This is a genomic window from Halanaerobium saccharolyticum subsp. saccharolyticum DSM 6643 (genome assembly GCF_000350165.1).
Taxonomy (GTDB): Bacteria; Bacillota; Halanaerobiia; order Halanaerobiales; family Halanaerobiaceae; genus Halanaerobium; species Halanaerobium saccharolyticum.
In genome coordinates, this window is record NZ_CAUI01000015.1 from 253,042 (window position 1) to 268,319 (window position 15,278).

General features: G+C 34.0%; 15 protein-coding genes and 1 riboswitch. Of the genes, 2 read left to right on the plus strand and 13 right to left on the minus strand.

Translation table 11 applies throughout. From position 1 onward, the window contains the following. Positions 1-51: 51 nt before the first annotated feature. Positions 52-135: riboswitch (cyclic di-GMP riboswitch) on the minus strand. Positions 136-223: 88 nt separating this feature from the next. The 3 genes from HSACCH_RS06535 to HSACCH_RS06545 form a co-directional block, all read right to left on the minus strand. Further along, positions 224-1,132 carry a shikimate dehydrogenase gene (locus HSACCH_RS06535; protein ID WP_005488739.1) on the minus strand — a complete coding sequence of 303 codons (909 nt, stop codon included), beginning with the start codon at positions 1,130-1,132 and terminating at the stop codon, positions 224-226. A gap of 130 nt (positions 1,133-1,262) precedes the next feature. Beyond that, positions 1,263-1,955: a Crp/Fnr family transcriptional regulator gene (locus HSACCH_RS06540; RefSeq protein ID WP_005488740.1), complete on the minus strand. Its 693-nt coding sequence runs from the start codon at positions 1,953-1,955 to the stop codon at positions 1,263-1,265. 71 nt (positions 1,956-2,026) lie between these two features. Further along, entirely contained in the window at positions 2,027-2,464 is a 438-nt protein-coding gene (locus tag HSACCH_RS06545) for a Fur family transcriptional regulator (RefSeq protein ID WP_005488742.1), read from the minus strand. 202 nt (positions 2,465-2,666) lie between these two features. Between HSACCH_RS06545 and HSACCH_RS06550 the strand changes: the two genes are divergently transcribed. Next, positions 2,667-2,921, plus strand: a complete 255-nt coding sequence (locus HSACCH_RS06550; RefSeq protein WP_005488743.1) for an AbrB/MazE/SpoVT family DNA-binding domain-containing protein — start codon at positions 2,667-2,669, stop codon at positions 2,919-2,921. A 94-nt stretch (positions 2,922-3,015) separates the two neighbouring features. Here the strand turns inward: HSACCH_RS06550 and HSACCH_RS06555 are convergent, their stop codons facing one another. The 10 genes from HSACCH_RS06555 to tyrS form a co-directional block, all read right to left on the minus strand. Next, complete coding sequence (locus HSACCH_RS06555; RefSeq protein ID WP_005488744.1) at positions 3,016-3,705, minus strand: cell wall hydrolase; 690 nt, start codon at positions 3,703-3,705, stop codon at positions 3,016-3,018. 256 nt (positions 3,706-3,961) lie between these two features. Beyond that, a complete protein-coding gene (locus HSACCH_RS06560) occupies positions 3,962-4,183 on the minus strand; it encodes a DUF4911 domain-containing protein (RefSeq protein ID WP_005488745.1) in 222 nt (73 codons plus the stop codon). Between the two features lie 2 nt (positions 4,184-4,185). Continuing rightward, the gene (locus HSACCH_RS06565; protein WP_005488747.1) at positions 4,186-5,415 is read right to left on the minus strand and encodes a peptidase U32 family protein; all 1,230 of its coding nucleotides are present in this window, start codon (positions 5,413-5,415) and stop codon (positions 4,186-4,188) included. Beyond that, positions 5,408-6,052 carry an O-methyltransferase gene (locus tag HSACCH_RS06570; protein WP_005488748.1) on the minus strand — a complete coding sequence of 215 codons (645 nt, stop codon included), beginning with the start codon at positions 6,050-6,052 and terminating at the stop codon, positions 5,408-5,410. The genes HSACCH_RS06565 and HSACCH_RS06570 overlap by 8 nt, the downstream gene beginning before the upstream one ends. A gap of 49 nt (positions 6,053-6,101) precedes the next feature. Further along, positions 6,102-7,124, minus strand: coding sequence for an endolytic transglycosylase MltG (mltG, locus tag HSACCH_RS06575; RefSeq protein WP_040477177.1), 1,023 nt, complete (start codon positions 7,122-7,124; stop codon positions 6,102-6,104). 84 nt (positions 7,125-7,208) lie between these two features. Continuing rightward, positions 7,209-7,475 carry a DUF1292 domain-containing protein gene (locus HSACCH_RS06580; protein WP_005488750.1) on the minus strand — a complete coding sequence of 89 codons (267 nt, stop codon included), beginning with the start codon at positions 7,473-7,475 and terminating at the stop codon, positions 7,209-7,211. Between the two features lie 74 nt (positions 7,476-7,549). After that, the gene (ruvX, locus tag HSACCH_RS06585; protein ID WP_005488751.1) at positions 7,550-7,957 is read right to left on the minus strand and encodes a Holliday junction resolvase RuvX; all 408 of its coding nucleotides are present in this window, start codon (positions 7,955-7,957) and stop codon (positions 7,550-7,552) included. A gap of 165 nt (positions 7,958-8,122) precedes the next feature. Further along, a complete protein-coding gene (locus HSACCH_RS06590; RefSeq protein ID WP_005488752.1) occupies positions 8,123-8,383 on the minus strand; it encodes an IreB family regulatory phosphoprotein in 261 nt (86 codons plus the stop codon). Between the two features lie 115 nt (positions 8,384-8,498). Continuing rightward, complete coding sequence (gene alaS, locus HSACCH_RS06595) at positions 8,499-11,135, minus strand: alanine--tRNA ligase (RefSeq protein WP_005488753.1); 2,637 nt, start codon at positions 11,133-11,135, stop codon at positions 8,499-8,501. A 252-nt stretch (positions 11,136-11,387) separates the two neighbouring features. Beyond that, entirely contained in the window at positions 11,388-12,608 is a 1,221-nt protein-coding gene (gene tyrS, locus HSACCH_RS06600) for a tyrosine--tRNA ligase (protein WP_005488754.1), read from the minus strand. A 149-nt stretch (positions 12,609-12,757) separates the two neighbouring features. Here tyrS and HSACCH_RS06605 point away from each other — a divergent pair, with 149 nt between their 5' ends. Further along, positions 12,758-15,202, plus strand: a complete 2,445-nt coding sequence (locus HSACCH_RS06605) for a penicillin-binding protein 1A (RefSeq protein ID WP_005488755.1) — start codon at positions 12,758-12,760, stop codon at positions 15,200-15,202. Positions 15,203-15,278: the final 76 nt, after the last annotated feature.

Consider the following 15,278-nt stretch of genomic DNA (forward strand, 5'->3'; position numbering starts at 1 on the left):
GCTTTTTAGCAAAAAATTGCCATTAAAAAGTTCACTATGGCAATTTTTACCTGAGGTAAACATAACTATCATAGGAAATCCCTTAGACTTATGTTTTTGCGTCACAGCCTTTAAACTGCTTTGCTATTATATATTTAACTTAAAGTATCCTCATTCTAATTTAATTATAAAATTATTAATTTAAAAAGTATATTACCCAAAAGAGTAATTCTTACTTAATTATTTATTCTTCCTCTGCTTCAAGTTCTTTTTGTTCTATAATCTCCACTGCTTCTTCAGCTATCTGATACCATTTTTTCTTGGGCGGCATTTCTTTTGTCCAGAGTTTAAATGATGCCTCTGCCTGATATATTAAAGTTGGCAGTCCATTACCAATCTGAGCTCCTCTTTTTTCTGCTTCTTTTAAAATTTCTGTTTTCAAAGGATTATAAACTAAATCAATTACTAACTGATCTTCATGCAAATATTCAGGATTGATAACAACTTTATTCTTAATATTATTACTATACATCCCAACCGGAGTTGTATCAACTACCAAATCAGCTGCTTTTAGAACTTCTGCATATTCCTGCTCTTCCAAACTGCAGAAATCAAAGTTTTGCTCAGAATTCTCTTCTCTAAAAAGTTTTGCCAATTCTTCCGCATTTTCTACTGTCCGGTTAATTATAGTAATATCTGCCAAAGAAAGCTGAATTAAAGCTGCAATAACTGCTCTAGCTGCTCCACCAGCTCCAATCACAACTGCTCTTTTATCTTTAACATTAATTCCTGATTCTTCAAGCTGACGCTGAAATCCAATCACATCAGTATTATAGCCGGTAAGTCTGCCCCTTCGATTTAAGACAGTATTAACTGCACCTGAAGCCCTAGCTAAAGAAGAAAAACCATTTAAATAAGGTATAATACTTTCTTTATAAGGAATAGTCACATTCCAGCCAGAAAAACCAATCATTTTTAAGGAATCAATATATTCTTCTAAGTTTTTTTCTTTAGTTTCTAACATTAAATATACTGCATTAAGCCCTAAATCTCTAAACCCATTATTATGCAGGGATGGAGAAATTGAATGGCTTAAAGTTTTACCTAATAAACCATATAACTTTGTTTCACTATCGGGTATAAAAATACTCATCTTCTGCCTCCTAAGATCTTATAAAATAGATTCTTATTAACTTATAAAGCTAAAACACGCCGGAATTAAGCTACCAGCGTGTCTGTTATGTATTATTTCAGACCACTGGAATATTTAACTCCAGTTATATTTAAAATAAAGTTTGAAGCCTTTCTCCCAGTGATTCGAAGTCAATTATAATAATTTTTCTTTTTTTGATTGTAATCATACCTTCATCTATAAACTTATTGATTAGTTTAGTTACTGTAACTCGGGAGGATCCAATTAAGTTGGCAATCTCCTGATGAGTTAAAACTAAGTCAATAACTGTACCACCTTCAATTTCGCGACCAAAATCTTCTGCAAGTCTAGATAAAAGGCTTGCTAATCTGCCAGCTGCATCTTGAAATACTAGTTCTCTAACCTGACTTGTTAAAAGTCTAGTTTTTTTAGATAGAGCCTCAATAATTTTGATAGCTAATGAGGGCTTTTCAATAATCTTTTTTTCCATTTCATTCCAGGGAATAATCAATAAACGAGCATCATCCATAACCTCTGCTGTTAGAGGGTGTGGATCTTCGTCAAATAGAGATAGCTCACCAAAAATATCACCTTCCTGCAGAATAGTCAAGACTTTTTCCTTGCCTTCAGCAGAAAGCATTGAAAGCTTTACCTTACCGTTAATTAAAAAGTATAGTTTTTTTACACTATCATTTTCAAAAAAGATAACCTCATCTTTTTCGTAAAGTTTAGCATAAGAATTTTCGCATAATAATTCTAGTTCGTCCGGATCCAGATTCTGAAATACAATTAAATCTTTTAAACACTGTTTTGGTTCTTCCATAGCTCAACCTACCTCTCTTTACGTCTATATTAATAATATTCTCTATAGACGAATAAATTCCTTTTTTTGAATTAATTTCTTTGTTTGCAATCTTTGCAATACCCATAAAATCTTAATTTATGTTCTGTAATCTGAAAGTCATACTTTTCTTCAAGCTCTGATTCAAAATAATCAATATCCTGATCACTAAATTCTACTAATTTACCACAACTTTTACAAATTAAGTGGTGATGATGAGCTTCTTCTAAATATAATTCATATTTGCGAGAATCATCATTAAAGTCTAAAACATGAACAATATCTAAATTCTGCATTAACTCTAAAGTCCTATAAATTGTTGCCATTCCGATATCTCTATCTTTTTTCTTAACCGCTGCAAAAAGCTCTTCAGCTGTAAAATGCCAGTTCTTATTTTCTAGAATGGTTTCTAAGATAATTTCCCGCTGTTTGGTTAATTTATAATTATTTTCTGCTAATTTTCTTTTAAACTTATCTTTTAATTTTTCCATTAATAACACCTCTTTTTAGATGACTATCTCTATTCTATCATAAATCTTGGAAGAAATTAATAAGTTTTTTGAATTTTTCCGCTTAAATATCCATTTTTTACTTAGAAAAATAACATTTGACTATTGACTATGGGTCTAAATAATTATATAATGTAATAAATAGAAATATTTTGTCGAAATTTGCTAAGAAAGGAGAATTAACATGAAATCTACTGGTATCGTCCGCAAAATTGATGATTTGGGTAGAATGGTAATTCCAATTGAACTCAGAAAAACTATGAATATCAACAAAAAAGATCCTATGGAAATTTTTGTTGACGAAGAAAAAATTATTCTAAAAAAATATGAGCCCGCATGCATATTCTGTGGTAGTGCAGATGACACTATAGAATATAAAGGTAGGACTATCTGTGGTGAATGTATGGATAATATGAAAGAATTAGAAAAACAAAAATAAATTTTTACCTTAATAACAAAAATTGGATATCAATCTCTTAAAAAATAGCACCTGTTAAGGTGCTATTCTTTTATTTATAATTATATTTTTCAGTTTATCTTAAAAATACATGTCCACCAATTCTAGTTACAAAATTTCTCTGAGATATCCAGGCTGTATTTGTAGCAATATCTGGATTATAGAAAAATATTGAACCCATTGTTGGATCATAACCTAATAAAGAAGCTCTTGCTGCCTGTAGTTCTTCTTCTCCAGGATAATAGTTGGCCTGTCCATCCATTAAACTACTAAACTGTCCCTTCTGCAAAATAACGTCTCTAATCGTATTTGGAAAGCGATTACTTTTGATTCTATTTAAAATAACCGAACCAACAGCAACCTTACCTTTAAAGTCTTCGCCTCTAGCCTCTCCATGAATAATTCTAGCAAGTAATATTATTTCATCTCTTGAGATATTGTAACTTAATTCTGCTTTTAATTCAGGCATTAGATCAAAAGAACTTTGACCAAAAACACCATCTACTTTAAGATCATTTTCACTTTGGAATCTCTTAACGGCTTCAACTGTTCCACCACCATATATTCCATCTATGTTTCCACTGTAGTAATTTAATTGCTTTAATTTCTGCTGTAATACCGCTACATCTATTCCCTCGTCGCCTCTCTGCAAAGTCCTGCTACCAAATTCATCTAAGTCAAGAGCCTCTGCTTCTTTGAGATTGACAAAAGACACCATTATCAGGAGTAAAACCACCGAGATCAAGAACTTGTTTCTACTCAGCATTATAAACTACCTCCCTGTTGTAAACTGATAGTAAAATGTATAATATAATCTTCCTCCTTTAATTTTCTTCAAACTAAACAATACTTGCTTATAAGCTTATTAGTATTTATCTATAATTATCAACTTAATAATAAACAATTAATTGCAGCTTGTCAAATGTTCCTATTTTACAATTTAGAAACATTTGTTTTCAAAATTTAAAATACCCATCAATGCCGGGCTTTAGAGGAGGATTTTAGATAATCAGCATTTGAAACTATTCTTCAGAAATTAATTCAACTTTAATGTTTTGGCCTAAATCAGCCATTACCTCTTTAACTTCATTTTTAGTTCCTTCAGTTACATCAATCCAAATTTGACCCGGAGCATCATGATCAACATTTACTTTCCCGATTCCCTCATAGGCTTTGATTATCATATCTATATAGTTAATTTCTTTAGGATCAACTTCGTATCTTATTTTTAAAGTATCCTTCATCCTTAATTCTCCTTTTGCCGGCGCAGTAATGAACCGCTTGGAATTTCATTTTCTAGTGGAACTCTAATCAGCTGTTTGGGGTGTGGTGCTGCTTCAATTTCAGTTCCCTCTTCATCCAACAGATAATCAGCTCTGCTGGTAAATGTCTTCTGACCGGGAACTACAAATTCCAGCTCATCTCCTTTAAATATCTTGTTTCTAACCTCAATCACTACTTCTTTGGCAGCAGCATCATAATCTTTAACTACTCCCATAAAATCATAACTTCTTAAATAGGAAGAACTTTGATAGCGCTGCCCTTCAGAACCAGGTTCGCCATAATAGAAGCCCTTAGTATAATCTCGATGACTAATTTTTCTGAGTTCCGCTAAAAGTTCAGAGTCCGCCTCATAATTTTCTGGGTCTTGATAATATTGATCAATTAGCTGTCGGTAAGTATTAATTACAGTTGCAGCATAATGAACACTTTTCATTCTACCTTCAACTTTTAAACTACTTAAACCAATTTCAATTAACTCTGGTATTTCTTCTGCCAGATTTAAATCTCTGGAGTTCATGATAAAAGTACCCTGGTCATTTTCTTCGATTGGATAATATTCGCCCGGTCTCTGTTCTTCTACTAAATGATATTTCCAGCGGCAGGACTGAGCACAATCGCCTTTGTTTGCGTCCCGACCAACAAAGTAATTACTAAGCAAACAGCGGCCAGAATAAGAAATACACATTGCTCCGTGAACAAAATATTCTAGTTCCACCTGACCTTCAGTTTTGGCAGCGATTTCTTTGATTTCAGCTCGACTTAGCTCGCGGGCTAATATTATTCTTTCGGCACCCTGTTCAGCCCAGAAAAGCGCAGAAGCCCAGTTAACGTTATTTGCCTGGGTGCTGATATGAATCTCCATCTCAGGCATCTCCTTTTTAACAAAGGCAAAAACACCAGGATCAGAAATTATCAGTGCATCTAAGTTAAGTTCCTTAATTTTTTCTATATACTCTGGAAGTTGAGCCAGTTCCTTATTATGTGGAATCATATTTAAGGTCATATATACCTTTTTATGACGCTGATGGGCAAATTCTATGCCCTCCTGCAGTTCTGCAACACTAAAGTTATCGGCTCCAGCTCTTAAACCAAAGTTTAAACCTCCACAATATACAGCATCAGCACCAAATAAAATGGCAGTTTTAAGTTTTTCTAGACTTCCTGCCGGTGCCAGTAATTCGATTTTATTCATTTATATCTTTCCTCCTGCTAATAGCCATCCCATCACCTGCAGTTACAATTGTTGAATCAAGCTCAGGGTGGTTCATAATTAGTTTTAAATATTTTTTTAAATTGTTGACCATTGTTCTGATTTTAGGTCTCTGTTCTTTTTTTTCTAAAACTTTACCTTCATATAAGACATTATCTGCTATTAAAAGCCCACCCGGCGCTAAAAGATCCATTATATATTCAAAAAGATAAAAATACTGCCCTTTGGCAGCATCAAGAAAAATTAAGTCATAGTCACTTTTTAAATACATTAAAACATCAAAGGCATCGCCAACTTTTAAATCTATTTTAGACTGATAATTATATTTAATAAAATTATCTTTTGCTTTAAAAGCTCGCTTCGAATCTGATTCCACAGCTGTTATTTTAGAATTTTTGGGGCTGGCCTTAGCTAAGATTAAGGTAGAAAAACCATAAGCTGTACCAATTTCTAAAATATTTTGGGGCTGTTTTATTTTAAGCTGCAGCTTTAATAAATCAGCTGCATCCCGATCAATAATTGGAATGTGATCTGCTCTGCATTCATTTTCAATCTTTTTAAATTGAGGCTCAATATATTTATTCTCAGAAAATTTAATGTTAATATCAGTGAGTTTCATAATTTACTTCCTTTGTTATTTAATCATTTACTGCTGATTATAAATTGATTTAATTTGCTAATTCTCGCTGTTTTTTAAGATGTTCCTGGTAACTTTTAGTAAAAACATGACTGCCATCTTCTTTTGCAAAATAGAATAAATAGTCACTCTCGGCTGGATTTACTGCAGCTTCTAAAGCCAGATCACCGGGACTTGCAATTGGTGTTGGCGGCAGTTTATTTATTTTATAGGTATTATAAGGAGAATCGATTTCTAAATCAGCATAAAGAACTCTCTCTGTTCTTTCAGCTCGCGCATATTGAACTGTAGCATCTAGCTGCAGAGGCATTCCCTCTGCCAGACGATTATAGATAACAGAAGCAATAGTTTTCTTTTCTTCTCCAATTTTTCCCTCTTCTTCAATTAAAGAAGCAATTATTAAAATTTCATAAGCTGAATAATCACTCTCAGCTGCTGCCTCTTTTAATAAAGGTAGTCGCTGCTCTCTAAAATAATCAACCAGTGATTCAGCTAAAGCTGGTTCTTCAAAACTCATTGGAAAATTATAAGTTGTTGGAATAATAATTCCTTCCGGCTCTACAATTAATCCTGATTCAATCTGAGCTTGATTTATATTTTTTTCTAATTCTAATTTTGAAATTTCTTCATTAATTGCTGTTCTTAAAAGCTCTTTATCATATTCGGGAATTACAAGTCCTTCAAATCGATTTAAAATTTCTTCTAATGTAAAACCTTCCGGAATTGTAACTTTAAATTTTTCTTCGTCGCCTTGTTTAAGTTTTTCTATTATTGCTTGAGGAGAGTCTGAAGTTGAAAAACGATAATACCCAGCCTGAAGATTATTAAGATCCTGCAGGCGCAGCAGCAGATAGAAAAAAGTGGCAGATTTAATTGCTCCCTCTTCTTCTAAAAGATTGGCTATTGCCCGACCGCTCATCCCTTTTTCTATCTCCACCATTATATCTACAGGTTCTACTTCGTTTATGGGCTGCATTAAAGAATAGACCCTCAGTGAAAAACTGAGTATTATAATAAAAATCAAAAATATAAAAGCTGCTTTTTTCAACTTCAAAAACTTCCTCTCATTAAGCTTTGTTGAGCTTTAGTTTATTAATAATATTTTGCCTTTATTTTGCCTGTTTAATTAGTTCTGGGTTTACTCAACATCTTTTAAATATTCAGCCTGAACTTTTTCAAATTCTTCTTTTTCTTCAACTGGAACTATAATTTCTTCTTCACCTTCATTTAAAATCTTAATAACTGTTGCATCTGCATTTTCTCCCGCTCTGGCATCAACAACTATTAAATATTTAACCCCATCAATTACCAGATCATCTTCTATAAAAAAACGGCTTTCACCTTTGCCATCTGATAAGACTAGTTCCTTTTTATCCTCATCAATCCAAAACTTGCCATTACTCATAATAATACCCCTTTCATTTTTATTGATTGTGAATCAATTCTTTTTAACCAGGTACCAATAAATTGGTACCAAAATCATTGCTGATCTAAATATGACTGCAAAATTAAGGAAGCAGCCAGTTTATCAATAACTTTTTTTCTGCCTTTACGACTGACATCAGCCTCCAGCAAAATATTTTTTGCCTGACTGGTTGTCAATCTTTCATCTTGAAGTATAATTGGAAGCTCCAAATTATTTTTTAAAAAATTAATAAAAGCCTGAGTTATTTCTGCTCTTTTCCCCATAGTTCCATCCATATTATAGGGCATTCCAACTACAATTTTCTCTACCTTATATTTTTCTATGTATTCTTTAATTTCTGTTAATAATTCCTGATGACCATGCATTTGCAGTGTAGCCAGCGGCTGAGCAGTCCAGCCTAAAGAATCACTAACAGCAATCCCCACCCTTTTATTACCATAATCTATACCTAAAATTCTCAATTCATTGCCTCCAATTTCTTTCTTCAATATAATATTATATAATCATTTTAATCAATAAGCAAATTAATCAACTTTAAGCTTTGTTATCTGATTTTAAATAATAATTTGCTTCAGCTAAAAAAATTGGCAGCCGAAAGTTTCCAGCTGCCTCTAATCATTATTCTGCTAGTTATTTAAATAACTGCGCAGTAATTCTTCTATTAATTCATCTCGATCAATAGTTCTAATCATTGTTCTGGCATCTTTGTAGCTTGTTATATAAGCAGGATCTCCAGAAAGTAAATATCCGACAATTTGATTAATCGGATTATATCCTTTTTCTTCCAGGGCCTTAGATACCTTACCCAGAACAAATGCTGCCTCACTTAATTCTTCTTTCTTGATTTTAAATCGCATCGTTTTATCGCTAAAATCTTCTTCGGCCATATATATCACTTCCCGTATTTTAATTTGCCTTATATTAAATATTTCTGCACCCGGCTTAAAATTCCTTGTTTTTTAAAGATTTATCTCGTCAAAAAATATATTAATTTATAATTTACTATCCAGCTATTTCTTTAACAATTTTTTCTACTTCGGCCAGTGCTGCAACAGTTTTCTCAGGTTTTGAACCTCCTGCTTGAGCCATATCAGGACGGCCACCACCACCACCGCCAGCAATTCCGGCAACTTTAGAAATAATATCTCCAGCTTTAAATCCTTTTTCAATTAAATCCTTGGTTACTGATGCCACAAAAATTACTTTATTATCAGCTTTACTGGCCAGCACAATTACTGCAGAGTCAATTTTATCTTTCAGCTGATCATTTAAGTTTCTTAAAGCAGAATTGTCAAGATCTTCAAGTTCTGCTGTCAACACATTAACTCCTTCAATCTGCTGCAGCTGATCTATTAACTCATCTTTTTTAGAACCTGCTAGTTTCTGCTTTAGAGCTTCTAGTTCTTTTTCTAAATCTTTCTGCTGCTGCTGCAGCTGTTTAACTCTATCCAGCAGATTATCAGGCTCAGTTTTTAATTCAGCAGCTGTTTTATTTAAAATATCCAGTTTAGAATTAAAATAATCAAGTGCATATTCTCCAGTTACAGCTTCAATTCTTCTGACTCCAGCTGCAATACCACTTTCAGATACTATCTTAAAAGCTCCAATGTCACCAGTTGCATTAACATGGGTTCCTCCACACAGTTCCATACTAAAGTCTCCCATTTTTACAACTCTTACTTCTTCACCATATTTTTCTCCAAAAAGTGCAGTTGCTCCCATTTCTTTTGCTTCGTCAATGGCTTTTACTGCTGTTTCTACCGGATAATTTTCCATAACTGCCTGATTTACTTTTCTTTCTATCTCATCAATTTCTGCTTCTTTAAGAGCAGAAAAATGAGTAAAGTCAAAACGCAGTCTATCAGGAGCCACCAGTGAACCTGACTGATTTACATGATCTCCCAATACCTCTTTTAAAGCTTTGTGCAGCAGATGAGTTGCTGAGTGATGTCTGGCTGTTGCCTGACGACGATTGTTATAGACTACTGCTTCAACCTGATCGTTAAGCTCAATCTGACCTGAAATTACTTCAACCTGGTGTACAAAAACTTCAGCTTTTTTTACTGTATCTTTAACTTCAGCTTCAAAATTTTCATTTTGAATTACACCTTTATCACCAATTTGACCTCCACTCTCTGCATAAAATGGAGTTTTAATCAAAATAATATCTCCCTGATCTCCCTGGCTTAATTTATCTACCTTCTGATTATCTTTCAGCAGACCAATAGCTTGAGTTTCTTCCTTTAAAGAATGATAACCAGTAAAATTATCTTCCTCAATCTGATCTTTAAATTCGGAATAAAGTTTTTCCACTTCTCCGCTGCTAAAAGAAGTTTCTTCTCTAGCTGCTCTTGCTCTTTTGCGCTGAGCTTCCATTTCCTTTTCAAAGCCTTTTTGATCAACTTTAATCCCAGCTTCTGCTGCAATATCTTCAGTTAAATCAAGTGGGAAACCATAAGTATCATATAAACGGAAAGCATCTTTACCCTGAAGTACTTTCTTATCTTCTGCCTTTAATTGACTCAACATTTCTTCTAAAATATTTAAACCCTGCTCTAAAGTTTTTAAGAAACTTTCTTCCTCAGATTTTAAAACATTTTTGACATGAGCCAGCTGTTTTTTGAGATCGGGAGCCACTCCCTTAACAATCTCAGCTGTTATTTCAACTAATTTATATAAGAATGGTTCTTCAAAACCAAGTTTGCGCCCATATCGAGCCGCACGTCTGATTAAACGACGGATTACATAACCACGACCTTCATTAGAAGGTAGGGCTCCATCGGAAATAGCGACAGAAGCTGAGCGAATATGATCAGCAATTACTCGATAGGCTGTTAAGCTTTCCTCATCTTTTTGATAGGGAATACCTGTCATTTCTACTGTCTGATCAATTATTGGTTTAATTAAATCTGTTTCAAAATTGGTTTCTGTCTCTTGCAAGATTGAAGCTACTCGCTCCAGACCCATACCTGTATCAATATTTTTATTTGGAAGTTCTTTATATTCTCCAGCCTCAGTGTAGTTATACTGAGTAAATACCAGGTTCCAGATTTCTAAATATCTGTCTCCATCACCACCGAGCACATCTTCTTTACTGTCTCCAGCTTCTGGACCGCGATCATAATGAATTTCTGAACAGGGACCACAGGGGCCAGTTCCAATCTGCCAGAAATTTTCCTTTTTACCCATCCGAACAATTCTTTCTTCGGCTAGTCCAACTGTTTGATGCCAGATTTCAAAAGCTTCATCATCTTCTTCGTAAATTGTAATCCATAACTTATCAGGATCAAACTCCAGCACCTCAGTTACAAATTCCCAACCCCAGACAATGGCTTCTTCTTTAAAATAATCGCCAAAAGAAAAATTACCCAGCATTTCAAAATAGGTGTGATGGCGTGCTGTTTTACCGACATTTTCTATATCATTTGTACGGATACACTTCTGACTTGTAGCAATACGCTTTTTAGGTGGCTCGAGACTGCCGTCAAAATAAGGCTTAAAAGGCGCCATCCCTGCATTTATCCACAACAAGCTTGGGTCATTTTTAGGAACTAAAGGCGCACTATCTAAAATTAGATGTCCTTTAGACTCAAAAAAATCAAGATAAGCCTGTCTTATTTCATCTCCACTTTTAATCATCTAAACCTTCCTTTCAAATTTATTTCTTTCTCTCAAATATTAATCTTCACAACGCTTTTCATAATAACTGCTGCAGCTAAAATTTAATTAGTTATTTAAATGTATATTTATTTTTCTGCATTTAAAATTATAAATTTAAAATCTAAAAATCAAATTTAATGACTTTAATAATTTTTATTAAATAAACTTGATGAATATTAAGGCTAAATTATTTATACTTAAAATAAGCAGAGAAATAAATTGAAGTTTGGTCTAAACTAATTTAATTTTAGCGAAGCGACGCTTTCCAATCTGAATAATCATTTCGTCTTCTACTTTGATATCTAAATTTATTTTTTCATACTTTTTGTCATCTATAGTTACAGCACCCTGTTTAATCATTCGACGAGCCTGACTGTTGGAATCAACCAGTCCAGTTGCAGCTACCAATTTAACTATCCAGAGTTCTCCCTCTTCTAAATCAGATTCTGCAATTTCAATTACCGGAATATCTTCTGGTAAATTACCCTTGGAGAATACACTTTCAAATTCCTGACGAGCCTTGACTGCATCTTCCTCGCTGTGATATTCTTCTACAATCTCATGTGCAAGCTCTTTTTTGAGCTGCATTGGATTAAAATCATCACGAGCTAATTTTTCTTTCATCTGATCTAAGCGCTCAATTGAAATATCAGTTAAAAGTTCAAAATAACGGATAATCATATCATCTGGAATTGACATTACTTTACCAAACATATCAGCTGGTTTATCATAAACACCAATATAGTTATCTAAACTTTTACTCATCTTATTGACACCATCTAAACCTTCTAATAAAGGCATCATTAGAACTACCTGTGGTTTTTGACCGTATTCCTGCTGTAGTTTGCGGCCAACTAAAAGGTTAAAACGCTGATCAGTTCCACCCAATTCTACATCTGCCTCAATTGCAACTGAATCATAGCCCTGCATTAAAGGATAGAAAAATTCGTGAATTCCAATTGGCTTACCAGCATTATAGCGGGTAGAAAAGTCTTCACGCTCTAACATTCTGGCAACAGTATAATGAGCTGATAATTCTAAAACATCAGCAAAATCCATTTCACTTAACCAGTCTCCATTAAAAACTACATTGGTTTTTTCCGGATCCAGCACCTTAGAAAATTGTTCCTGATATGTACGGGCATTTTCTAAAACTTCTTCCTTTGTCAGCTGGTTTCTGGTCTCAGATTTGCCAGTTGGATCTCCAATCATTCCTGTAAAATCTCCAATAATCAAATAAACTTCATGACCTAAATCCTGAAACTGCTTCAACTTACGAAGTACCACGGTATGTCCTAAGTGAATATCCGGTGCAGATGGATCAAGTCCGAGTTTAACTCTTAAGGGCCTTTCTTCTTTCTTTGCTTCAGTTAATTTCTTTTTTAATTCTTCTTCCGAGATAAGATCGCTTACCCCTCTTTTTAGTATCTTTAACTGTTCATTAATTTCCATAAAAAACACCTGGCCCATGTTCTGGGCAACAGGTACTTCACCTCCTGTATCCTTTGTCTTTACATTATAACAGATAGATTAATTAACAACAAGGGGTACCATAAACAGCTGTTTTATGTTATAATATTTTAGTGACGGGAGGTTAAGCAATGAAGAAAAAGACAAAGGCAATATTTTTAATAACTTTTTTAATTATTTTTGCCCTGGGCACAGGCGCTATGTTAGGTGCTGTCACCTGGATAATACAGGATACTCCTGATATTACAGATTATAAGGGTTCAAGTGAAGCAACAATGATTTATGATGCTGATGGTGAACTCTTAACAAAATTATTTAAGGAAAATAGAGTTTATGTCCCCTTAGAAAGAATGCCGGAGGATTTAAAAAATGCAATTATAGCGATTGAAGATACTAAATTTTATGTTCATCACGGTATTGATTTATGGGGAATTGGTAGAGCAATGATAAATAACATATTAAAAGGTGACCTAACTGATCAAGGTGCAAGTACAATTACCCAGCAGTTGGCAAGAAATGCTTTTTTAACTTTAGACAAGAATTATCTGCGTAAGATTCAGGAAGCATATTTAGCTATTCAATTTGAAAGAATGTATACTAAATCTGAAATTTTAGAAATGTATTTAAATGAAATATTTTTAGGCCACAGTGCTTATGGAGTTGAAACTGCTTCACTGCAGTATTTTGGTAAAAGTGTGGAAGATTTAACGCTTGCAGAATCAGCTTTAATTGCTGGTTTACCGCAATCACCCAATAATTATTCTCCACTTCGTAATCCAGAATTAGCAATTAAAAGAAGAAATATAGTTTTAGATAGAATGTACGAATTAGATTACATTACAGAGGCCGAAAGAAATCAGGCCAAAAATGCTGAATTAAATTTAGATACTGTTGAAGAAGATGAGATGGAAAATACAGCTCATTATTTTACTCTTTATGTCAGAGACCAGTTGATTGACCGATTTGGCGCCTCCTTAGTTTATAATGGTGGCTTAAAAGTACATACAACTTTAAATCCTGATATGCAGAAGTTAGCTGAACAGACAATTAATAATAAGATTGAAAATGGCTTTATTCCTTCTTTTCAGAGCAGCGGTAGTCAAAATTTACAGCCCCAGTTATCACTAGTTAGTTTAGATGTTAATAGTGGTGCTATTAGAGCTATGGTTGGCGGTCGAGGCACTGATCAGTTTAATAGAGCTTATCAGGCAGTAAGACAGCCTGGCTCAGCCTTTAAACCCTTTGTTTATTCTACAGCTTTAATTGAAGGAGATTACACTACAGGTTCAATCATTAACGATCTGCCGATGTTGGCTTCTGAGAGTAATAAGGGAGATGAATTAAGTATCTGGCCTCGAAACTATGGTGATCGCTACAGAGGTCTAATTAATTTAAACACTGCTCTAACTAATTCAGTTAATGTAGCAGCAGTAAAATTAATTCAAGATATTGGGGTTAAAAGTGTAATTGATTTTACCGAAAGACTTGGTATTTCAACTTTTACTAACTCTGATGGTCATGATGATCATTATTCACTGGCCCTTGGAGGTCTAAATCGAGGAGTTACGCCAATCGAAATGGCTTCTGCTTATAGTGTTTTTGCAAATAAGGGAATATATACTGAGCCTCATGCAATTAGAAAGGTTTACGATAAACATCAAAATTTAATTTATGAAGCCCAACCTAAAAGCAAAATGGTTATGACACAGGCTGATAGTTATTTAATTACTTCAATGTTGAAAAGTGTTGTTGATAACGGTACAGGCCGCAGAGCTCAGATGGACCGTGATGTTGGTGGTAAAACAGGTACTACTAATGATTATACTGATGCCTGGTTTGTCGGTTTTACATCTCAAATTGCAACAAGTGTCTGGATTGGAGAAGATACTGCACGCTCAATGGAATATGATGTAAAAACAGTTGGTAGTGGTGAGGCAGCTCAAATCTGGGGAGATTATATGCGGGCAGCTGTTAAAGATATGCCGGTTATTAATTTCCAAATGCCGGATAATATAATTGAAGTTGATGTTGATCCATATACTGGATTACTTTCTAATCAGTCTTCACCAAGAATTGATGTTCTTCCTTATAAAGAAGGAACAGAGCCAACTGAAACAGAAAGTTTACACGGCCCAGTAGAAACTGTAAGAGTTGACCGCGAAAGTGGACTTTTAGCAACAAATAATTGTCCTGCTGACCAGATTGAGGAAAGACATTATATTCAGGGTTCAGGTATTAGAATTGGCCCTGCTCAAAAATCATTTAGAGAAGTTAATTCAAATAAAGATTCGGAAGATCTGGTAAAAGGTACTTATACTATAGCTACTGGAGGTCCGGTACAACAGATAGATCAGGAATACGGAATCCCAAAACTTCAAAGAAATGGTGAGCCTCGTTTTGAAACTAAGCCAACTCGTAACTGTAATATTCATGGTTCAGGTGGCAGCAGTGTTCCATTCTTAAATGACAATAATGGTTCTGATTCAAATCAAGATTCAAATAGTGACTCTGGTTCAGATGATGAAGATTCTGATAGTCCACTTGGAGGCTTGTTTGATATATTCGGTAATGATTAATAGTAGATTAATGCTTAAATTTATCGATTAAAGTATTTTAAAAATTATATATAAACTAAAAAAGGGATTTCTCCAG

What these genes read in the sequence shown, in the direction of transcription:
- HSACCH_RS06535 (WP_005488739.1), bottom strand. Translation starts at nt 1,132, where the DNA reads ATGAGTATTTTTATACCCGATAGTGAAACAAAGTTATATGGTTTATTA.
- HSACCH_RS06540 (WP_005488740.1), bottom strand. Translation starts at nt 1,955, where the DNA reads ATGGAAGAACCAAAACAGTGTTTAAAAGATTTAATTGTATTTCAGAAT.
- HSACCH_RS06545 (WP_005488742.1), bottom strand. Translation starts at nt 2,464, where the DNA reads ATGGAAAAATTAAAAGATAAGTTTAAAAGAAAATTAGCAGAAAATAAT.
- HSACCH_RS06550 (WP_005488743.1), top strand. Translation starts at nt 2,667, where the DNA reads ATGAAATCTACTGGTATCGTCCGCAAAATTGATGATTTGGGTAGAATG.
- HSACCH_RS06555 (WP_005488744.1), bottom strand. Translation starts at nt 3,705, where the DNA reads ATGCTGAGTAGAAACAAGTTCTTGATCTCGGTGGTTTTACTCCTGATA.
- HSACCH_RS06560 (WP_005488745.1), bottom strand. Translation starts at nt 4,183, where the DNA reads ATGAAGGATACTTTAAAAATAAGATACGAAGTTGATCCTAAAGAAATT.
- HSACCH_RS06565 (WP_005488747.1), bottom strand. Translation starts at nt 5,415, where the DNA reads ATGAATAAAATCGAATTACTGGCACCGGCAGGAAGTCTAGAAAAACTT.
- HSACCH_RS06570 (WP_005488748.1), bottom strand. Translation starts at nt 6,052, where the DNA reads ATGAAACTCACTGATATTAACATTAAATTTTCTGAGAATAAATATATT.
- HSACCH_RS06580 (WP_005488750.1), bottom strand. Translation starts at nt 7,475, where the DNA reads ATGAGTAATGGCAAGTTTTGGATTGATGAGGATAAAAAGGAACTAGTC.
- HSACCH_RS06590 (WP_005488752.1), bottom strand. Translation starts at nt 8,383, where the DNA reads ATGGCCGAAGAAGATTTTAGCGATAAAACGATGCGATTTAAAATCAAG.
- alaS (WP_005488753.1), bottom strand. Translation starts at nt 11,135, where the DNA reads ATGATTAAAAGTGGAGATGAAATAAGACAGGCTTATCTTGATTTTTTT.
- tyrS (WP_005488754.1), bottom strand. Translation starts at nt 12,608, where the DNA reads ATGGAAATTAATGAACAGTTAAAGATACTAAAAAGAGGGGTAAGCGAT.
- HSACCH_RS06605 (WP_005488755.1), top strand. Translation starts at nt 12,758, where the DNA reads ATGAAGAAAAAGACAAAGGCAATATTTTTAATAACTTTTTTAATTATT.